At 58.5% G+C, this 21092-nt stretch carries 15 protein-coding genes; 4 read left to right on the top strand and 11 right to left on the bottom strand.

Features of this window, described 5'->3' with window-relative positions:
* Positions 1-62: 62 nt before the first annotated feature.
* Positions 63-2270 (top strand): heavy metal translocating P-type ATPase, encoded by a 2208-nt coding sequence (locus tag Q1M54_RS00585; protein WP_300552443.1) that lies wholly within the window; start codon positions 63-65, stop codon positions 2268-2270.
* A gap of 13 nt (positions 2271-2283) precedes the next feature.
* On the opposite strand, the gene Q1M54_RS00580 is transcribed toward Q1M54_RS00585, so the two are convergent.
* The 3 genes from Q1M54_RS00580 to Q1M54_RS00570 are packed head-to-tail and all read right to left on the bottom strand — an operon-like array spanning position 2284 to position 7848.
* A complete protein-coding gene (locus tag Q1M54_RS00580) occupies positions 2284-5370 on the bottom strand; it encodes a CusA/CzcA family heavy metal efflux RND transporter (protein ID WP_300552440.1) in 3087 nt (1028 codons plus the stop codon).
* Complete coding sequence (locus tag Q1M54_RS00575) at positions 5367-6530, bottom strand: efflux RND transporter periplasmic adaptor subunit (RefSeq protein WP_300552438.1); 1164 nt, start codon at positions 6528-6530, stop codon at positions 5367-5369. The genes Q1M54_RS00580 and Q1M54_RS00575 overlap by 4 nt, the downstream gene beginning before the upstream one ends.
* A gap of 31 nt (positions 6531-6561) precedes the next feature.
* Positions 6562-7848 (bottom strand): TolC family protein, encoded by a 1287-nt coding sequence (locus tag Q1M54_RS00570; protein ID WP_300552436.1) that lies wholly within the window; start codon positions 7846-7848, stop codon positions 6562-6564.
* A 55-nt stretch (positions 7849-7903) separates the two neighbouring features.
* Here Q1M54_RS00570 and Q1M54_RS00565 point away from each other — a divergent pair, with 55 nt between their 5' ends.
* Both Q1M54_RS00565 and Q1M54_RS00560 read left to right on the top strand, forming a co-directional pair.
* Positions 7904-8596 carry a response regulator transcription factor gene (locus Q1M54_RS00565; RefSeq protein ID WP_300552433.1) on the top strand — a complete coding sequence of 231 codons (693 nt, stop codon included), beginning with the start codon at positions 7904-7906 and terminating at the stop codon, positions 8594-8596.
* Positions 8593-9987 (top strand): sensor histidine kinase, encoded by a 1395-nt coding sequence (locus Q1M54_RS00560; RefSeq protein ID WP_300552430.1) that lies wholly within the window; start codon positions 8593-8595, stop codon positions 9985-9987. The genes Q1M54_RS00565 and Q1M54_RS00560 overlap by 4 nt, the downstream gene beginning before the upstream one ends.
* Before the next feature lie 31 nt (positions 9988-10018).
* On the opposite strand, the gene Q1M54_RS00555 is transcribed toward Q1M54_RS00560, so the two are convergent.
* From Q1M54_RS00555 to Q1M54_RS00540, 4 genes are read right to left on the bottom strand one after another with little or no spacing between them, the layout of a single operon-like run.
* Positions 10019-11143 carry an alkene reductase gene (locus tag Q1M54_RS00555; protein ID WP_300552427.1) on the bottom strand — a complete coding sequence of 375 codons (1125 nt, stop codon included), beginning with the start codon at positions 11141-11143 and terminating at the stop codon, positions 10019-10021.
* Between the two features lie 43 nt (positions 11144-11186).
* A complete protein-coding gene (locus Q1M54_RS00550; RefSeq protein WP_300552425.1) occupies positions 11187-11972 on the bottom strand; it encodes a class II aldolase/adducin family protein in 786 nt (261 codons plus the stop codon).
* Between the two features lie 35 nt (positions 11973-12007).
* Positions 12008-12334, bottom strand: coding sequence for a YkgJ family cysteine cluster protein (locus Q1M54_RS00545; protein ID WP_300552422.1), 327 nt, complete (start codon positions 12332-12334; stop codon positions 12008-12010).
* Between the two features lie 19 nt (positions 12335-12353).
* Positions 12354-13535 carry an MltA domain-containing protein gene (locus tag Q1M54_RS00540; RefSeq protein ID WP_300552419.1) on the bottom strand — a complete coding sequence of 394 codons (1182 nt, stop codon included), beginning with the start codon at positions 13533-13535 and terminating at the stop codon, positions 12354-12356.
* On the opposite strand from Q1M54_RS00540, the gene Q1M54_RS00535 reads away from it, so the two are divergent.
* Positions 13534-13683: a hypothetical protein gene (locus Q1M54_RS00535; RefSeq protein WP_300552416.1), complete on the top strand. Its 150-nt coding sequence runs from the start codon at positions 13534-13536 to the stop codon at positions 13681-13683. The genes Q1M54_RS00540 and Q1M54_RS00535 overlap by 2 nt on opposite strands.
* Before the next feature lie 42 nt (positions 13684-13725).
* Here Q1M54_RS00535 and Q1M54_RS00530 read toward each other — a convergent pair whose 3' ends face one another.
* From Q1M54_RS00530 to Q1M54_RS00515, 4 genes are read right to left on the bottom strand one after another with little or no spacing between them, the layout of a single operon-like run.
* The gene (locus tag Q1M54_RS00530) at positions 13726-14256 is read right to left on the bottom strand and encodes a C40 family peptidase (protein ID WP_300552413.1); all 531 of its coding nucleotides are present in this window, start codon (positions 14254-14256) and stop codon (positions 13726-13728) included.
* Positions 14253-14918, bottom strand: coding sequence for a response regulator (locus Q1M54_RS00525; RefSeq protein WP_300552410.1), 666 nt, complete (start codon positions 14916-14918; stop codon positions 14253-14255). The genes Q1M54_RS00530 and Q1M54_RS00525 overlap by 4 nt, the downstream gene beginning before the upstream one ends.
* On the bottom strand, positions 14915-17002 hold the full coding sequence (locus Q1M54_RS00520; RefSeq protein ID WP_300552407.1) for a PAS domain S-box protein: 2088 nt from the start codon (positions 17000-17002) through the stop codon (positions 14915-14917). The genes Q1M54_RS00525 and Q1M54_RS00520 overlap by 4 nt, the downstream gene beginning before the upstream one ends.
* Positions 16999-21069, bottom strand: coding sequence for a YhdP family protein (locus Q1M54_RS00515; RefSeq protein WP_300552404.1), 4071 nt, complete (start codon positions 21067-21069; stop codon positions 16999-17001). Before Q1M54_RS00515 ends, Q1M54_RS00520 begins: the two co-directional genes overlap by 4 nt.
* Positions 21070-21092: the final 23 nt, after the last annotated feature.

Raw genomic sequence — 21092 nt, 5'->3', positions numbered from 1 at the left:
AATGAACTGAACATGACCCATTAGGGTCTGGTCTGAGCATAGACCATCAAGGACTTCATGCCATGACACAGATCAAGATTGAGCCTTCCATCACCTACGACATCGGCATCGGCGGTATGACCTGCGCTTCGTGCGTGGCGCGTGTCGAAAAAACCCTGAAAAAAATGCCCGGCGTGCTCAGCGCCACGGTCAACCTCGCCACCGAATCGGCCCGCATCGAAGTGGCCACCAATGACGTGACCGACGCACGCTTGCGCCGCGCAGTGCGCGACGCCGGGTATGAACCCCGCACCCCCGAAGCACAAGCCGATGCGGGCCGTGAACCACCCTGGGCAGGCTTCATGCCGGTGGGTGTGGGCCTGCTGCTGACCACGCCGTTGGTCCTGCCCATGCTGGCGGAGCTCTGGGGCCAGCATTGGATGCTGCCCGCTTGGCTGCAATTTGCACTGGCCACGCCTGTGCAGTTTGTGTTGGGCGCACGCTCTTACAAAGCCGGTTGGCATGCTTTGAAGGCGCTCACGGGCAACATGGATTTGCTGGTGTCCTTGGGCACCACCGCAGGCTGGGCTTTGTCGGTTTGGCTGTGGCTCACGGCGCACGTGGGGCACGCACCGCACCTGTACTTTGAAGGTTCGGCCGTGGTCATCACTTTGGTGATGCTGGGCAAATGGCTGGAGACGCGTGCCAAGCGCCAGACCACTGAAGCGATTCGCGCCTTGCACGCCTTGCGTCCAGACAAAGCCCATTGGTTGGGCGTAGACGGCGAAGTCGATGTGCCTGTGGACGAAATTCTGGTGGGCGACCGGATTGTGGTGCGACCTGGCGAGCGTTTTCCGCTCGACGGCGAATTGGTCGAAGGCCAAACCCAGGTGGACGAGTCCATGCTGACTGGCGAGCCCTTGCCCGTAGCCAAAGCACCGGGGGCAGCCTTGACGGGTGGGTCAATCAATGGCGAAGGTCGTGTGCTGATGCGCGTCACGGCGGTAGGCCACGAAACCGTGCTCTCACACATCATCCGCTTGGTCGAAGACGCACAGGCAGCCAAAGCACCCATTCAGCGGCTGGTGGACAAAGTGGCCGAAGTGTTTGTGCCCGTGGTGCTGTTGATCGCCCTGCTCACCTTGGGTGCGTGGATGATGACAGGCGCCGATTTTGAAACAGCACTCATCCACGCGGTGGCCGTGTTGGTCATTGCCTGCCCTTGCGCCCTGGGCCTGGCTACACCCGTGGCCATCATGGCAGGCACGGGCGTGGCGGCCAAGCACGGCATCTTGATCAAAGACGTGCAAGCACTGGAGTTGGCGCACCGCGTGCAAACGGTGGCCTTTGACAAAACAGGCACACTCACCGTGGGCCAACCGCGCTTGCTGGCCCATGTGCCCGCACCCGGGCACGATGCCCAAACTGCTTTGGCTTTGGCCGCACGCGTGCAAAGCGGCAGCGAACACCCCTTGGCGCGTGCGGTGGTCAGCGCGGCTGAAACGCAGGGCTTGGCAGGCCCCGCCGCGCAAGAGCTGCAAGCGGTGCCCGGAAAAGGCGTGTTGGCCCATGTGGATGGCAGGCCGCTGTTGCTGGGCAGTTTGCGCTGGCTGCAAGAAGAAGGCTTGGATGTGGGCGTTTGGCAGCCAGACATCGAAGCTTTTCGGGCGCAAGGCGCGAGTCTGTCGGCCTTGGCCGAGCGCACCGACACAGGTCTGCAAGCGCTGCTGCTCATGGGGTTTGGCGACGAACCCAAAACGGGCGCTGCGCAAGCCTTGACCGCGCTGCGCGATCGCGGCCTGAAGCTGGTGATGATTTCGGGTGACAACCAAGCCGCCGCAGAGGCCATGGCGCGCCGATTGGGCCTGCGCCCCGAAGCGGGAGAGGTTCTGGCCGATGTGCTGCCCGGCGACAAGTCGGCGCAGGTGCAAAAACTGCGTGCGGGTGGGCAAGTTGTCGCCATGGTGGGCGATGGGGTGAACGACGCCCCCGCCTTGGCCGCCGCCGATGTGGGCATGGCCATGGGCAACGGCACCGATGTGGCCATGCACGCCGCAGGCATCACCCTCATGCGCGGCGACGTCGCTTTGGTGGGTGCGGCACTCGACATATCAGCCCGCACCGTGGCCAAGATCCGGCAAAACCTGTTTTGGGCCTTCGCCTACAACGTGGCGGGCATCCCTTTGGCGGCACTGGGTTACCTGAACCCCATGATGGCGGGTGCCGCCATGGCCCTCAGTTCGGTGAGTGTCATGGCCAATGCTTTGTTGCTCAAAAGGTGGAAACCTTGATGGGCTGGGTGGTTTAGGCCTTGCTGACGGACTTTCCGGCGGGCATGTCTTTGCCATACCAAGAGGCATACAGGACGGGCAAGACCAGCAATGTCAGCAAGGTAGCAGAGATCAAACCCCCAATGACCACAATCGCCAAGGGACGTTGCGTTTCAGAGCCGATGTCGTGACTCATGGCCATGGGCAACAAACCCAAAGCCGCCAGCATCGCCGTCATCAACACGGTGCGCAAACGTTGCAAGGCGCCTTGTTTCACCGCATCCAAAACCTGGCAGCCTGCATTGCGCAGCTGCTGAAAGACCGTCAGCATCACCACCCCATTGAGCACAGCCTGGCCTGACAGGGCGATGAAGCCAATGGCGGCCGAGACGGACAGGGGGATGTTGAACAGCCACAAGGCAACGAAACCGCCGATCATGGCCAAGGGAACATTCACAAGAATGAGAACGGCGCTTTTGATGGAACCGAAGGCGTCAAACAACAGCACAAAAATCAACAACAAGGAGATGGGAACAACGATCGATAAGCGTGCCATGGCGCGCTCTTGGTTTTCAAACTCACCAGACCATTTGACGGTGTAATTGGCAGGAATGTTGACGTTTTTCGCAATGCGGGCTTTCATGTCGTTGACGATGGAGCCCATATCACGGCCCTTGATAAAAATACCAATGGCCGCAGTCCGTTGTCCAGACTCTCTGGCAATGTTCATGGCACCACTGGTTTGCTCAATGGTGCTGACCAGGTCCAACCGAACCGAACCACCATCAAACGTAGGAACAGGTATGGCGCCCAATTCTGAAATGCTTCGACGCTCTTGGGGCAAACGAACCGTCACGTCAAACTTTCTTTCGCCCTCCCACAAGGTGGTGCTTGCTTTTCCGGCCAGCGCCGTTTCAATGACATCTTGCACATCGCCCACGTTCAAGCCATAGCGCGCCGCTTGCTCGCGGTTGATGTGGATCAGCAGTTGTGGCAAATCGCCCTGACGGTCAATGGCCGCACGGCTGACCCCTTTGACTTGTTTGACCTCCCGTTCAATGGCTTCAGCGGTTTGTTTCAAAACAGTCAGGTCATCCCCCGCAATCTTGATCACAATTTGCCCATCGATTTGCGAGATGGACTCCAGCACGTTGTCGCGAATCGGTTGAGAGAAGGTGGGCTCCATGCCGGGCAGTGCAGAAACAGCGTCATTCATTTCGTCGATCAATTGCTCGCGGGTCAAACCTGTGCGCCAGGTTTCCTGGGGCTTTAAGTCCACAAAAACTTCGGCCATGCTGATGGTTTTGGGGTCTGTGCCGTCTTCAGGTTGGCCTGCTTTTGAAACCGTTGTCTTGACTTCAGGAATGCGTTGAAGGGCATCGCGGACCTGACGCAAAACCTTGGCCGCCTCTTCATTGGAAACACTGGCAGGCAACCTGACGTTGACCCAAATGGTGCCCTCGTTCAATTCAGGCAAAAACTCCGACCCCAGCCGGGAGGCGGCCACCATGGACAGGCCAAAACAACACAGGGCAATGGCGACAACGTGACGACGGTGGTTCAGTGCCCAGTTCAGGGTGGGCGTGTAAATCTCTTTGGCTTTGGCCACCACCTTGTTGTCGCTGTGGGGCAGTTTTTTGCGCAGCATCCAATACGCCAACAAAGGCACCAAGGTCAAAGAAATGATCAAAGCGCCGATGAGCGCGGCCGTGACCGACAAGGCCATGGGTTGAAAAATACGGCCTTCATGGCGTTGCAATGCAAAGATTGGGATGTGTGCCGCAATGATGATCAGCATCGAAAACACAGTGGGGCGTCCGACCTCGTTGGTGGCTTCAATGATGAGTGCTTTGCGCTCTTTTTCGCTCATGCCCTCACCGCGTTCAGACAGTCTGTGCATGATGTTCTCGACCACAATCACGGCGCCGTCAACGATGATGCCGAAATCCATGGCCCCCAAACTCAGCAAGTTGGCCGGCACACCCATGAACTTCAAGCCCATGAATGTGGCCAACAAAGACAACGGAATGACCGCCACCACCGCCAACGTGGCGCGCATGTTGGAAAGAAAAATGTAGAGCACCAGCGAAACCAGCAGGGCGCCTTCGACCAAATTTTTGAAAACCGTCTTGAGTGTTTTCTCCATCAGCCAAGAACGGTCATAAAAGGGAACCACCTGAACACCCTTGGGAAGACCGCGCGCATTGATTTCTTCGAGTCGCTCTTTCACATTTTTCAAGACAACGCTGGGGTTTTCACCTTTGCGCATGATGATGATGCCGGTCACGATGTCGTTGTCTTGGTCTTGGCCCACTGTGCCCAGTCGGGGCACTGCGCCTATCTTGACCTGAGCCACATCGCGGACCAACACCGGTGTGCCATTTCGCGTGGCCAAAACGATTTGGCCAATTTCTTCAGGGGAACGCAGTAACCCAATCCCACGAATTGCAAATTGTTGCTGACCCTGTGCCACATAGCTGCCACCCGCGTTGGCATTGCCCCTGCCAAGGGCATCCAAAAGATTTTGCAAAGTGAGGCGCTGTGACCGGAGTTTCTCCAAATCGGGTTGAACTTCATATTGCTTGATGAACCCACCCATGGCGACCACATCGGCCACGCCCGCGACTTGGCGCAGCCCACGTTCAACCACCCAGTCTTGCAAAGTTCGCAGCTCGGTGGTGGTCAACCCGTCGCCACGCAGGCGGTATCGCATGATTTCACCGACAGGTGTTGCGTTGGGTGCGATGTTCGCTTCGACGCCCGGGGGTAAATCAATCCCTCGGAGTCGTTCATTGACTTGCTGCCGGACGATGTTGACATCGGCATTGTCGTTGTAGGTGACCACCGTGAAAGACAGGCCAAACTGGGTGTGAGAAAAAACCCGGATGGCGTTGGGCAAACCTGCCAGCGCCACTTCAATCGGCAAGCTCACTTGTTTTTCGACCTCTTCGGCAGCACGCCCAGGATACAAGGCGATCACCGTGACCTGTGTGTCGGTCACATCCGGAAAGGCCTCCACAGATAGATTTTTGAAGGCAATCACCCCCGCCATGACAAACAGCAAGGTGCCAAGAACGATGAACAGGGGCTGATTCAGCGCGTAATGGATCAGCTTTTTCATGGCTTGGCTGCACCCGTGATGGCGGCTGATTCCTTGGCAATGCGCAGTTCACGCGCCAACAGCAAACCGTTCTGAACCACCACTTCCTCGCCGATTTGCAAACCCTGGCTCAGCACCACTTTGACGGGCCCCTCTTGAGACAGCGTGACTTGGCGCGGGCCGTAAACGCCCTTTGACGTCTGCACAAAAACAATGTGCTGCTTGCCCATCAGGAAAAGAGCGCTGGCCGGCACCTCAACACCTTGGCCAATCTTGCGTGCGTAACGAACGCGGGCCAGCATTTCACTTTTGAGCAAACGAGAACTGTTGTCTATCAATGCGCGAACTTTGATGGAGCGACTGACCGGATCGATCTGGTCTGCCACCGCCAGCACGGTGGCTTTGAAAACCTGTTCAGACAAGGAGGGCACCACCAGTTGAACTTGTGCGTTGGGTTTTAAATCGGCAATGTCTGGCGTTTGCGCATCGATCTGTACCCACAGTTTGCTGGGGTCAGAGATGACAAACAAAGCTTGGCTTGCGTTGTCGGGCCGGACTTCTTGTCCTGGCGTGATGTTGCGCTCCACCACAACGCCCGCAACATCGCTGCGCAAAACCAATTGTTGGTTCGCCGTGTTTCTGCTGCCGTAAAGGTCGGTTTTGGCCTGCGCTCGCTTCAATTCAGCATTCGCCCTGGCCGCCTCCGCTGCAGCTTGTTCAACATCTTTTCGGGCAACCACACCCAAATCAAAAAGGGATTGCTGTCGGTCTAAAACCTGCGTGGCCAAGTTCAAGTTGGTTTGAGCCAGAGACGTCTCGGCTTGGGCTGCACCAAACTCCGGCGAGGAGAGGTGTGCCAAGGCTTGCCCCTTGGCAATCGCTTGCCCTAGGCTCACATCGATGCTGCTCACGCGCCCTGAAAACGCCGAAAACACGCGCTGTGTTCGTTCTTCGTTCCACACAATGCGGGCTGGCAAATCCACTGGGATCTCGGTGGCCATCACCGCGGCCGTGGTGGTCAATAGCGCAATTTGGGGATGGTCTGGCGGGTATTGCAGCTGGTCGCCTTGAATGACCGGCCCCGCCACACTGGGCGTGGGGCTGACGGGTTCAGAACAACCACCGATCACCAAGGTGACCAGCAATAAGGTGCAGATGACAGAGCGGGAATGAGCGATCACGGGATGGGCTTTTCAAAAAGGACGTGGTGGATCAGGGTGTCGCTGTAGACATGCGCAGTTGCCAATAGGTCCAAGCTTTGGCATAGGCATTGCGAGCATTCAAAACATCCAATTGCACAGCTCGGAGGGTTCGCCGTGCATCCAACAACTCGGTCAAAGACAAGCCACCTTGTCGGTAGGCCATTTCGGTTTGCTCCGCCACGCGAAGGGCGCGTGGCAAGAGGTCTTTTTCGTAAATTTGCAGACGTTCTGCTTGAGCTTGGCTGTTCTCAAACCAGTTGAGCATCTCGATTTGGGCGCGCTGGCGGGTCCGGTCCAGCATGTTTTGACTGGCAGCTGCTTCGGCTGTTGCCCGCCCAATTTCGCCGTCGAATCGGTTCGATTGAACCAGGGGTATGGAGATCCGAACCCCCATCACTTTGGCGGTGTTGCCAAAGCCATCGGGTGTGTTTTCAATCGAGGTTCCCAAAGTGGGGTCTGTGACCCGCAGCGCCTGTGCCAGCGCCACATTTTGGTTGGCAGCGAGGACCCCTAGACGCGCAGCGGTCACATCACTTCGCGCTTCCAGCCAAGGCCCATTGACAATGTCTGTCATGGCCAAGCCACCCCATGGCTTGGTGTTTGGCCACTGCACTTGTACCGACCAGCCACTTGCTGGCCGTTTCAAACCTGTCCATGTCCCGATGCTGAGGCTGGTTTGCTGGTATTCCAGCATGGCCACTTGTGTCTCGGCTTGGGCACGCGCAGCCTCAATTTGGGTTCGAGCGGCTTCTTGGGCCGATAAATCACCATTTTTCAGTCGCAAGTCGGCCGTTTTGGCCAACTGTTCGGCGCTTTGCGCCAAATCACGAAAGACCTCCAAACGCTGATGGGCGGTCAGCAACTCATAAAACGCCATTTGCGCCGCCATTTGCTGAATGACCAGCGCTTCTTGTCTTTCGGCTTGTGCCACCAGAACCATGGTTTGGGCTTTGTCTGTTCGCAAAACACGTTTGCCACCTCGCTCCCATAGACCGTCAACGCCCACAGACTTGTTCAGTTTTGCAGGACTCAAGGACGAACCGAAAGATTGGCCATTTTTGACATCCACCGTCGAAGCAGAGGAAGACAAAGCCAGGGCAGGTGAACGATTGGCCGCCAAGACATCGGCACGCGCAGCGTCCAAAAGACGAGCGCTCGTTTGCACATCAGGGTGCTGACGCGCGGCTTCCAAAACCATTTCCAAACTCAGGGGTTCGTTGGCCCATGTGCCCGTGCTGACCAAAACAGCAAACCCAACCCACGAAGCCTTCACGCAAAATCTATGTCGTATGCTCATGGCTCGGTTATCGCTGACCAAGCCTGACCAGCACCTGACCAAAGACACAGCCCACATGCGCATTCTTTTGATTGAAGACGACAAGGTATTACAAGGCGTTGTGCAGCAAAGCCTGACGGACAAGGGGCACCGTGTGGATGTGGCAGGGGATTTGTCAGCCGCCAAATACATGTGGCATGTGCAACCTTATGACGCTGTTTTGCTGGATTTGAATTTGCCCAGCAGCGACAGCCAAACGGCCGTCCCGGCCAATGGTCTTCATTTGCTGCAAGAAAGGCGGCACAAAGGCGACAAAACACCCGTTCTGGTTTTGACAGCACGCAATCGAACCGATGAGCGGATTGCCGGTTTGGATGCCGGTGCAGACGACTACCTCGGAAAACCCTTCGACTTGGCAGAAGTCGATGCCAGGCTGCGTGCCCTGGTCAGGCGCAGTCAAGGAGAAGACAGCACCACCCAATTGGCCCATTTGGTGCTGGATCGGAAAGGTCGAAGGGTATTGGTCCATGACGAGCCATTGACCCTGCCAGCCAGGGAATTTGAGGTGTTGTCAGAACTCATGTCGCCACCGGGCCGCACGCTGAGCAAAAAAGAACTGTCGGACAAGCTTTCTGGCTTTGACGAAGTCTTGTTGGACAACGCCCTGGAAACCTTCATTTCCCGTTTGCGCAAAAAGATTTTGAATTCGGGTGCCACCATTCGAACATTGCGGGGCTTGGGTTACTTGATGGAAGAAGAACGGCCATGACCACCCCCGCTCGGTCCTTGCTGCAGCGTTTGCTCCGGCGCGTGATCGTGCCCTTGGCGTTGACTTGGTTGATCGGCACCTTGTTGGCGTTTGCGGTGGCACGTTTCTTCACGCAGCAAGCGTTTGATCGCGCGTTGTTGGACGATGCTTATGCGGTGGCAAGCCATGTTCGGCAAACCGATGGTGGTGGTTTGGCGCTGGGCTTGACCGCCAATGAAATGGGCACCTTGTTGTTCGACCAAAGTGAGCGTTTGTACTTTGCTGTCTTTTCAAATGACGGCCGTTTTTTGGCGGGCCATGCCGGATTGCAAATGCCCCAGTTGGACGATTTGAAAAGCTTCACATTCACTGAAATTGAGTTCAACAACAAAACCTTGCGCGCCGTCGTTTTGATGCGCCAGGTGCCGCAAGCCTTCAAAGTGGTGGTCGCCCAAACCACCTACAGCCAAGTGGCTTTTTTTCAGCGTTTGTTGGTTTTGTCCATGGTGCCGCAATTGCTGTTGTTGCTGGGCTTGGCTTGGTGGTTGCGGCGAAAGATTCAGCAAGACGTGCAACCGCTCACCGATTTGCAAAACGCCGTCGCCCTGCGTGACGTGCGTGACCTGAAGCCGGTGTTCGTGTCCAACAGATCGGCAGAGATGCAAAACCTGAGTGAGGCCATCAACGCATTGCTGTTGCGCATCGAAAAAGGGGTTCGTTCACAAAAAGAATTTGCGGGCAATGTGGCCCATGAAATGCGCACACCCTTGGCGGGCATGAAAGCTTTGACCGACTACGCGCTTTCTCAGTCAGACCCTGCGGTCTGGCGTGAACAACTGCAAAAAATTGCATTCAGTCAAGAGCGGGCCAGCCACTTGATGAACCAGTTGTTGGCCATCGCTCTGGTTCAAGAGGCGCAAGAATCCATGGCAGAACCCGTCAAGCTCGACGAGGTCATTCGCGACAGCATCATGCGGCATTTGCACCGCGCCGATGCCTTGGGCATTGATCTGGGCGCCAGTGGTTTGGACGAGCGCGGTGCCGTGTCTGTCTTAGCCCAAAGGGCCTTGATCGAAGGCGTGATGGACAACCTGATCGACAACGCGTTTCGTTATGGCTTGACGCCAGCCGGTACGGTCAGGCGCGTCACGGTGGAGCTGTTTTCAAACCCCAGCCTGGGGCAATGCGGCGTCTGGGTGCATGACAACGGCCCGGGCATTGAACCCCTTCAACGCCAGCGCTTGCTGCAACGCTGGGTTCAGGGCGACGAGGGGCCCGCGTTTCAACATGGCAGCGGTTTGGGCTTGGCCATTGTGTCTGAATATGCCCGCATCATGGGGGCGCAATTGTTTTTGGAGACGGCCGACGAAGGCCGTGGGTTGAAAGCAGGCCTTCTGTTTCAAACCCCATGAACCGCGCCGTGCTGGTCCAGCAAGGGTTGCCTCAAGCTGTGGGCAAAAACGGGTAGTCGGTGTACCCCGCATCGCCCCCGCCGTAAAAAGTGGCGCGGTCGGGCGTGTTGAAGGGGCCGCCCTGGCGCAGGCGTGCGCCCAAGTCGGGGTTGGCAATGAAGGGGCGGCCAAAGGCGATCAGGTCAGCACCGCTGGCGAGTGACTGGTCAGCCAAGGCCAGGTCGTAGCCGTTGTTCAGCATCCATGCGCCGCGCCCGCCCGCCTGGGTGTAGGCGCTGCGCAAAGCGGCGTAGTCAAAGGGCTTGTCGCCTTGCTGGTGGTCACGCGCCGCGCCCGTCGAGCCTTCAATCAGATGCAAGAAGGCCAAGTGCATCGGGGCCAGCACGCGCACCACATGCTCAAACAAAGTCTGCGGTTGGTCGTCATTCACCCCGTTGGCGGGTGTGACGGGCGAGAGGCGAATGCCCGTGCGTGCGCCACCGATCTCGGCCACGATGGCCTGAATCACTTCTTGCAAAAAGCGGGCGCGGTTCTCGATCGAGCCGCCATACGCGTCGGTGCGGTGGTTGCTGCTGCTGCGCAAAAACTGGTCGATCAAATAACCATTGGCCGCATGAACCTCCACGCCATCAAACCCGGCAGCAATCGCGTTGGCCGCTGCGCGGCGGTAGTCTTGCACGATGCCCGGCAGCTCGGCGGCCTCCAGCGCACGTGGCTCGGACGTGGGCACGAACTTGGCTTGGCCGTCGACCAGCAGCACAGTTTTGGTTTGGGCCGTCAGGGCCGATGGCGCCACAGGCGCAGCGCCGGCGGGCTGCAAGCTGGTGTGCGAGACACGGCCCACATGCCATAGCTGCACCACGATCTTGCCGCCTTCGGCGTGCACTGCATCGGTCACTTGCTTCCACGCAGCAACTTGTTCGGCGCTCCAGATGCCGGGCACATCGGCGTAGCCCTGGCCCTGGTGGCTGATGGCGGTGGCCTCGGTGACGATCAGGCCCGCCCCCGTGGCCGGGTTGGCGCGTTGTCGGTAATACGTGGCCATGCGTGCATTGGCCAGAGCGCCGGGTGCGCGGTTGCGCGTGAGTGGGGCCATCACGATGCGTGAGGCCAAAGAAATGCTGCCGACCTGGCAGGGTTCAAACAAGGAGGTCATGGTGTCCATTCAAAGGCGTTAGAAGCATCGTATGCGCACACGCTCAAAGCGCGTAGTCCGGGCTTTCGCGTTGCAACTTGCGCAGCAGCGAAGGCCAAACAAACGCGCCGCCCAAGCCGCCGGTTTGCACACGCAAGGCGTGGGCCACGCCGGTCAGGATTTGCGGGTCCACCGCCGTCAGGTCTTTCGGGCCCGACTGCCCTGCCAGCGCATCCACCTGAATGCGGCAGGTGTTCTCAAAGGTGTACATCGACAAGAACGCGTCGGCAATGGTTTTGCCCACCGTCAGCAGGCCATGGTTGCGCAGCATCAGGAAATTGGCATCGCCCAAGTCGGCCTGCAGGCGCAGCTTTTCTTCGTCGTGAATCGCCACGCCCTCGTAGCCATGGTAGGCCAGCGAAGCCAGCACAAAGGTGCTTTGCTGGCTGATGGGCAACACGCCATGCGCCTGTGCGCTGACGGCCACGCCCGCCCGCGTGTGGGTGTGCAAAACGCAACCGGCATCGGGCCGCGCCTCGTGCACTGCGCTGTGGATCACAAAGCCGGCTGGGTTCACCGGAAAGGGGCTGTCGTGCAGCTTGTTGCACTGCATGTCCACCTTGACCAGGCTGGACGCGGTGATCTCGTCAAACATCAGGCCATAGGGGTTGATCAAAAACTGATGGTCATCGCCCGCCACCGAGTGCGGCAATTTGGCGGTGATGTGGGTGAACACCAAATCGCTCCAGCCGTACAGCGCCACCAGCCGGTAACACGCGGCCAAGTCCAGCCGCAGCTGCCATTCGTCGGGGTGAACGCTGTCTTTCAAAGAGGGAGTCTCAAACGCCATGGCCATGCTCCGCAGGTCAGCAAAAGGGATTCAGCTTAGCGGCAAGAGGGGTGGGGGGATGACTTGTTGGTGACTTTATTTGTCATACAAGAGTTGGGCCGCGTCAAATCTTCCAGCCGCATCAGCCAAGCCCGGGCGTGAACGCCGCCATCTTCAACAGCCCCGCACATCTCCACCGAGGCCTGTAGTTGCCCGCACACCGCAGGCCGTTCTGGCTGCCCAAAAATTTGGCAGCGCAGTTGTTCGTCCAGTTGCACGCAAGGCACGCCCGTTGGTTTGCCTTGGGGCATGCCGGGGATGGGCGAGGAGATGGATGGCGCGGTGCAGCAAGCGGCGCAGCCGGGGCGGCAGGTCAAAGTCATCCGGTTTTAGGCATCCGGTTCAGCGTGGCCACAAGGCCCACATTTGCAAGGGTTGCTTGAGGCGCCCGGCCAATTCACCCGCTGCTGGGCCAGAGCCCGCGTAATAGTCGGCCCGCACCGCGCCCACGATGGCGGTGCCGGTGTCTTGGGCCAGCACCAAGCGGTCCAAATGGGTTTGGGGTCCGGTGGACTTCATCCACACGGGGGTGCCGTAGGGAATGCTGCGGCGGTCCACCGCAATCGAGCGCTCGGCCGTGAGCGGCACGCCTTGTGCACCTTTGGGGCCGGGCGGTGTGGTGCCCACGGGCAAGGCTTCTTCGCGGAAGAACACCACACGCGGGTTTTGCCATAACAGCTCGTTCACGCGTGATGGGTTGCGGTCGATCCATGCCTTGATGCCGGGCCAGCTCGCGTCGGTGATGAGCTTGCGGTCGAGCAGCCAGCGGCCAATGCTGATGTAGGGCTGGTCGTTGGTGGCGGCGTAGGCCATGCGCACCCAGCGTTTTTTTCCATCGGGCTCGGTCACATTCACGAGGCCCGAGCCTTGGATGTGCAGCACCATCGCATCCACCGGGTCGGCCAAATACAACAGCTCTTTGCCGCGCAGGGCGGCGCGGGCGGCGGGCAAGGTGTCAATCTCTTGGCGGGTGTACCAAGGCTTGCGTTGGCCCAATTGGGCGGGCGGCGCATACAGGGGCACTTTGAAATCGCCTTGTGCTCTGCGCGAACCGACCAAGGCGGGTTCGTAATAGCCCGTGAGTAAGCCTGATGGACGTTGTTCATGCGACTCTACGCGGTAGGGCTGCAGGTTGTCGCGTATCCAGCGGCGTTGCTGTTCAACCGGGGCGTTGGCCAGTTGGGCGATCTCGGGGCACAGGGCTTTCCAAGTGGGGCCGGGTCGTTGGCAGCTTTGCAACCAAGCGGGCCAAGCCTCGTTGATCGCGTCGGTGTTCAGCCCTGGCAGTTCAGACCAAGGGACGGGAACCCAGCGGCTTTGTTCGCGCATGATGGGCGCGGGCAAAGGGGCTGCGGGCAAAGTGCTGGCGATCTCGGCGGGGGCCGGCGCTTGGACCGATGGACTTGCAGGTTCAGGGGCATGCAGCACCGGGGCCACAGAGCAAGCGCTCAGGGTGCCTACAATCGCGGCCACAAACAAGCCGATCCATCGCGGGCGGTGACTCAAAAAACGGGGTGCGTGCATGGGACTGATTTTGTTGGAAGCTTTGCTGGCCTTGGTGATTTTGGTGGGTATTGTCTGGTGGACCATGTTTTCCGGCCGCAACAAAGGTGAATTGCCTGAGGCTGAAAAAGAGGCCCCAACGCCACCCTCTGAAGGACCGAAGCTTTGAGGCCCTAAGCCTGAAAGGACCCTGAGCGTGAATGGCGTAAGCTCACTCCAGCAAGCTGTGCGCCCCTTCAAAGCGTTGCGCATAGTACCGGCTGCTGAGGTGGTCTACCCGCACGCCCGTGCGCGGGTTGCTGGCGTGAACAAATCGGCCACCACCCACATAAACACCCACATGCGAGTGGCGCGCCCCCAAGGTGTTGAAAAAAACCAAATCTCCCGGCAAAAGTGCCGAGCGGTGAATGGGCTTTGACTTGCGGCCCAGCTCGGCCGAAGTCCCTTTGACGGCAATGCCGCCCCCTTCGCGGTAAATGTGTGCCACCAAGCCCGAGCAATCAAAGCCTGTGGCGGGGCCACGACCGCCCCATTTGTAGGGCGTGTCCAGCAAAGACAAAGCAAACAAAGCCAAGTCGTTGCGCACCTTGTTGTAAGGCGCAGGGGTTTGAGCTGCAGGCTCGGTAGGTCGCGAAACCGGTGCCGTATAGCATGCGGTGATCAGGCTCAGCCAAGCCAGCCCCAAGCTTGTCAACAGGTGCCGGCGATGCGTCAAGGGGTCTGGGGCGTGAGCCTTGTTCACGACAGGCTCCGCATCAAGTTGGCCAGCTCTACCGCCGATTTGACCTCCATCTTGTCAAAGACACGGGCGCGGTGAACTTCCACCGTGCGCACACTGATGTCGAGTTGGTCGGCAATGAGTTTGTTGGGCAGACCCTCGATCACCAGTTGCATCACATCCCGCTCACGTTCGGTCAGTTCCAGCAAGCGCGATTGCAGACGTTGCTGCTCTTTTCGGGCCGTTAAACGCTCTTGTGACAAATGAAGTGCTTGTTCGATACGGTCAACCAGAGCGTTGTCTGAAAACGGCTTTTCGCAAAAGTCAAAAGCACCACGCTTGACGCTGTCGACAGCGGTGGGCACATCGGCATGACCCGTCAAAAAAATCACAGGCCATGCTTGGGCCATGCCGCTGCTTAGAAGTTGCTCAAACAAGGCCAAGCCACTCATGCCGGGCATGCGCACATCCAGCAAAACACATGCCGCTTGGCGAGGCCAGTGTTGTCCAGAGGATGGGCCATTGCCGGTGTCTTGAAAGTTGCTTTGCAGCATGCTTAAAAAAGACTCTGCGCTTTCAAAGGACTCGCTGAGCAAGCGCCGGGTGCGCAGCAGCCAAGCCATGCCTTCGCGCACACTCGCGTCGTCGTCCACAATGAAAACGGTGGGCGTGTCGGTGAAATTCATGCGGGGATCTTATCCAAAAGCAAGGCGGTCTTGACAGGCAAGGTGAAACGGAAAACAGTCCCTCTGGGCTCCATCGCCGCAAACTCCAAATGGCCACCGTGCTGCTCCACCACCGTCCGGCACAGACTCAGACCCAAGCCCATGCCTTCTTCTTTGGTGGTGAAGAAGGGTGTGAACAACTGGCTGGCCACGGTTTCGCTGATGCCTTCGCCCACATCGGTCACTGAAAACTCCACCCAGGCTTGTTCGGCGTTGGAGGCCGCTCGGCGTGCCTTGAGCAGCAGTCTTCGGTCTGTGCAGTCGGGTTTGTCCATGGCTTGCATGCCGTTGCGTGCCAGGTTCAATAAAACCTGTTCAACCATGGTGCGGTCGCACATCACGTCTGGCAATTGAGGGTCGATTTGGGTTTGAACCGTGACCCGCAGTTTGCGCGCTTGCAGTTGGACCAATGGCGATACCGCGTCAAACAAGGCTTTGGGTGGCAAGGGCTCACGGTCTTGATCGCGGCGGCGGACAAAATCGTGCACGCTGTTGATGACCCGCCCCGCACGATCGGCCTGCTCGGCGATTCGGCGCAGCGCCATGTGCACATCGTCCAGGGTTTGCGGCACGGCCGATGGGTTTTGCAGCAGGTTCAAAGAGCCATTGGCATAGCTGGCGATGGCGGCCAAGGGTTGGTTCAGTTCATGACTCAGCAAAGACGCCATTTCGCCCACCGTGGCCAAACGGGCCGTGGCCTGAAGGCGCTCCTGGCTGGCGCGAGAGACTTCTTCGATGCGGCGTTGTTCGCTGATGTCAATCACGGCGCCCATCCAGCCGGTTTGCTCGCCTTGCACGCTGATCAATGGCGCCTCAATGATGAGCACCGGAAACCGTGTGCCGTCTTGGCGCATGAAGACCGATTCAAACCCCTCGCGTGGTGGCACGTTGCCCGCCAAACGGATGGCTTGGCGTTGCCGGTATTCGTCGACCATCTCGGGTGGCCAATACGGCATGGGCGCATTGCGTCCATTCAGAGTCTCTGCCTCAAAGCCCACCATCTGGCAAAAGGCGGGGTTCACATAGGTGATGCGCCCTTCTAGGTCACGCGCCCGAAGACCGGTCACCAGCGAGTCTTCCATGGCTTTGCGAAAGGCCAAGGCCTCTGCCAAGTCGCGCTCTGCCTTCAAGCGCCGACGGGAGTCTTTGACCAACAGCACCATCACCGTCACCAAGGCGATGGACATGGCGGTGACCAATGCGGTCAAGACATTTGGAAAAATATTGGCCTCGCCGCGCCGTCCGTCCATCCGCAGCACCAAGGTGTTGCCAGGCAGATTCAGCAATTGTTGTGAGGTGAAGACCCGCAGCCCTCGACTTTGACTGCCCGCAATGGCCAGTCGGGTGCCATCGGGTTCGGTGAATGAGATTTCGTTGCGGCGGCCGAAACTGTCGCCCAAGAGTTCATTGAGCATCTCTTGCAAACCGTAGGTCACGATGGTGAAGCCGATCAACACACCATCTTGTGTTTGGGGCAAACACATTTCCATGACTTCAAAACCCAAGCCATCGTTCTGAGGCAAAAAGTAAGAGCTGGAATAGCTGGGACCATTGCTGCGACGTGCTTTTGCACACGCTTGCACAGTTTCATTGAGCGAGTCTGTGCGCGAAACGCGTTTGAAAATCGGTTTGCGCAAGGGCGTGTCGACCTGGTTTTTCAGGTTCAGTTCGGGATCACGCGATTCAATGCGCAGCCACTCCCGGTGTTCACGCAAAAGCGCTTGGGCTTCGGTGTTCCAGAATGTTTCAATGGGCGTGTTGGATTGCAAGCCTAGAAGGCTTTGGGTTTGGCGTGCCAGTTGACGCCGCAAATCACTCACAGCCTCTGTGGTGTCGCTTTCCAGTTCGGATTGCAGTTGACTGGCTTCGTAACGTCCTGCCAACCAGACCAAAGTGATCAAAACCCCCATCACCAAAGCGATCAAGGCCAACCACAGTGTGCGCCGTCCGCGTCCCCCGGGCAAGGCTTCTTCAAAGGCGTGCCACCAAGAAGTGATTCGCCCGAATTGAGAAGGCGCCAAATGGACCCGTGTGTTGGCAGTCATGGGCGGTTGTCTATCCGGGTGACGCGGGGATTGCCCCAGCTCCCATCGATGATGAACTCTTGACTTGAAGCCCGTGACAACGGGTTTTTCAAAAGCCATTGCGCGACAAAAGCGGTCAGTCCCACGGCAGGGTTCAATGCAAGACCTGCCAGCAAAGAGGTGGTGTTGGTGTCAACAGTGGGCAAGATTTGGGCGCGGAGCTTTTGCGTCTCTTGCGCGATGTTGGCTTGTCCGTCCAGCAAGACCAAGGCGTTGACGCCTTTGATTTGCAAATTGTTGGTGTGAGCCGTGCCTTGGGTGATGCCCACATCGCCGCGCACAGAGTCAAAAGCAAAACCCTCGGCAAACACGTCCCTGAAATCCAGCAACAAGCGTCTGGGCAAGGCCTGCAGGCTTAAAACACCCAGCAATTTGGCGACACCCGCATCGGCCTTGAGAAACTGACCGCGACCCATGCGGACTTCGAACTGACCATTCATGCTCGGGTAGTCCAGTGCCAAAGGGGAGCCTTGCCAATTGACGGCGCCCGCCAGTTGGCCCACGCCACCTTTTAAAGCATTGGGCGTGCCCAAGCGGCTGAGCAAGGCACCAGCATCTTGAATGTCCAGGACGAAATTCATTTCGGTTTTACGCTTCGCTTGGGCGTCACGAGTTGGCAACCACCGCCCAGTGCCTTTGAGCTGTGCTTCCGGCAGCAGCACATTGAACTTCTTCAGCTGCCATTCAGGCCCAGCCGATTGACGGCCGGGGCTGGCCTCTTGGTTCACGGCTTCGATTTCAACACGCCCCAGTTGGATGCCGCGCAGTTCCACTGCGTCCACCACGATGTCCAGTGCAGGCAGTTTGGTGGGGGGTGCTTCGAGCAAGGCTTCAACCTCCGCCAGTTCTGAAGGCGGCAGGTTCAGTCGACTCAAGCGGGCGAACAGCAGGCCCGCTTGGCCCGTGTACGACTGTTGAAACCCCAAGTGGCCTGACATTTCTTGGGCTTCGATGTTGGCGCGCCATTGCGCGCCATCGCGGGTGCCACCGGCGCTTACTTTGTGCAAGCTGCGGTCGTTCATCGTCAGGGTGTTGGCTTTGAGACCCATGCGGTTGGGCAGGTAGCTTTGCCATGCAGGGGGTGCGTTGTTTGGTGCTGGGGATGTCGTGCTTGGCAGCAAGGCCAGCCATTCATCGACGTTCAGTTTGTCGACCACCAGTTGGGCGGAGACGCCTGAATCAGGCCATGTCGGCATTTGTTGGGCAGGGATACCCACACCCCAAACACCGCGTACCACCTGAGGCACTTTGCCCGTCAAGTTGCGCAGGTAGGCCAGACGCACCGTGTCGGCCAAAGTGACTTGAATGTGGTCATGCGGCCCGGACTTTTCCTGTTGTGAGCGCAAAACAATGTTCAGTGGCCGGGTGCTGGCCGCAGATTTGCCCAGCGGCGCGGGCAGTTGAACAGCCATGCCCTCCAGGTTGCTGTTGACGGACAAATCAGGCTTTCCATCTCGCCAAGCCAGTTGGGCGGTGTAACTGGTGCTGCCTTGGGCATGCTGCGCCAGCCAGTCCAAAGGGTAAAACTCGTGGGCTGCTCTCAAGCCCTCGGCATTGACGCGGCCACGGGCTTGAAACTCGATGAGCGATGGGGAGGCGGGGCTGCTTCTTGAAGGGCGCATGCCACCTTCCAATGACAGCGGCCCGCCCCAAAGCTGGGCTTGCAATTGGCGCAGTTCAAAGCCTGACTCATGAAAATGCAATTGGCCTTGTATGTTGTCAAGCCAAGGCGTTTCGGCTTGCATGCGCAAATCCACGTTCTTGAGGGCCACAGACCCTTGCACCTGAGTTTGTTTCAGATTTTGCAATGGCAAACGCAATTCAAACCGTGTTTGCGTGTCGCCACGCGCTTGGGCATCATTCAGCACGCCAGACAACAAGTCGTTCAAGGCCGATTTTCGAATCAACTCCAACAACTGGGGCGCCTTGGCTTGACTTTCGGCTTGCACTTTCAGCAAGGGTTGCTGGGTCATGTCTGCGATTTCAACCAGCGGGGCGGTCAGCACGATGGCCTGATTCCCCTCGCCGGCGCGTGCACTGGCCTCGCTCAGGCGCATGCCCGCACGGTCAAATGAAAGCCGACCTTGCAAGCCGCTCAGGCGCGGCCATGGTGCGCCGCCTGCGGGCAACAGGGCGGGGGGCACCATGTCGAGCAGGACGTCTTGGACGCGTCCCGAAAAGCGAAATTCACCGTCTTGAGGGTTGGTGAATGGGATTTTGGCCAAATCGCCTTTGATCTTGACGTTGACGTCCGAATAAGTGCCTTTGACCAAGGCGTCTCGCAGGTATTCACGAACAGAAACGGGCAGAACAAGGGGCAAATACCGATGCGCCGTTGCGGCGTTCAAGGTGTTCAATTTCCCGTCCAGCGTCAATGCGCCCGGTCCATCGGGAGTGCTTTTCCATTGGCCGCGCCATTCGCCTTGGAGGTCGGTGTTGGCCATTTTTAGTGTCCATGCGGGCACTTCCCAAGCGTCGCCTTCTGGGCGAGACAGGCGCACCCAGCGCGCATTGGCTTGCAGATTTTGCAGGGGCACTTCAGCGGGCAGCAGCACGCCTGGCAACCAAATGGCGCTGTTTTGGCCCATGCGCACATCCAGTTGCCCGCCATCGTGGCCAACCTCCAAATTCACATCGGCGCCGCGCACCCCCGGCCATTTGCCCCACTGCGTGGTGGGCGTGGTGGCCAAGCCCCGTGCATCGGGCTGCCAGCGTAGCCCTTGAATGCTGGCTTTGGCCTCGTAGGTTTCGGGCTGCGGCCATTGACCTTGCCAACGCAGGTGAAGGTGGGTGACCAAGCCTGAAAGTTCGCGCGCTTGAAAAGCCGGGTGAATGGCCGAGGCCTGTGGCAGGCGCAAGGCCAGTTCACGCAGCGCGTGCAAATCCAGTTGATCGGCCTGTAAAACACCTCGTGCCGGGCGCGAGCCCTGAGCTTGGGTGTAGTCCAGCGAGACATTGCCACCAGGCCATTGCAGGCCTTCCTCGTTGACGAAGGACAGGCCTTGTGTGCTGGCCAAAAAGCCCTCTTTGTGAACCTGCACGCCCAAACGTCCAGACAGGCGTTCAAAAGCCAAAGGCAAGCCCTGTTCACTCAGCCGAGCTTTCAGACCCACCAAGCTGACATCGGCCATGGCACTTTGCCATTGCCCTTTGTCCACGTCTGCCCATAACCTCAAAGTGCCCTGGCCCTGCAATTGGCCCAGATTGCCGGTCCCATCCGCTTCAACCGCTGTGCGAATGGGGGCCAAATCGATTTTTGGAAAAAAAGCATAGGTTTGTCCCGACCAATCGGCAAATCGGCCAGCGTCTGTTGACAAAACTTTGCGTTTGAATTGACCCATCAGGACAAAACGCTCCCCCCAGGCGGTTGGTGGCGTTGCGTCCACGCGCAAGCTGTGCGTTCGCGACGAGTTGCGGATGACCAGATCCATCTCTTTCAAAACGGCAGGTGCTGTTGTGGCGTCAAGGGGGTCTGAGACACCGCCCACATGCCAGCGCACCACCCCTGATCGCACAATAACTTCGCGTTGAGAAAACAGCCAATTTGCAGCGGCCGAGTCGATTTCCCCCGGGTGTCCTAAAGTTATTCCACCCAACTGCCAAAGCCCATCGGCCGTTCTCCGAACGTCCAATTCGGGGGCATCCAACACCAGTTGGTCCAGCTTCAAAAGCAGTGCAGAGCGCAAACTCAGGGCCACGATGACTTTGGGCAAAAGCAGTGCAGGACGGTTGACGCTGTCGAGCAATTCGATATCACGCAGCTCAAAGGATGGCACCCAACCCGTGCTTTGCGCGGTGACAGAGCCAATCCGAACGGGTATACCCAAAGATTGACGGGCAAGCCGTTCCATGGCGGGGCGGAATTCGTCGATTCGCGGCACAATCCAAAAATGCAAGCCAGCCCAGGTCATGCCCAGCACCAGACCTGTGACCAGTAAGCCCCATAAAAACAGTCGAACCAGTCTGGTCAGCCAGCGCTGCAGACGGGGTTCTACGGGAGACAAAACGGGTGGATGCGGCACAAACATACGATTAGAAAGTCAGCAGGAAT

The organism is Limnohabitans sp. Rim8 (assembly GCF_943326455.1).
In the GTDB taxonomy this organism is placed as follows: domain Bacteria; phylum Pseudomonadota; class Gammaproteobacteria; order Burkholderiales; family Burkholderiaceae_C; genus Limnohabitans_A.
This window is presented reverse-complemented; position numbering and strand designations above follow the sequence as displayed.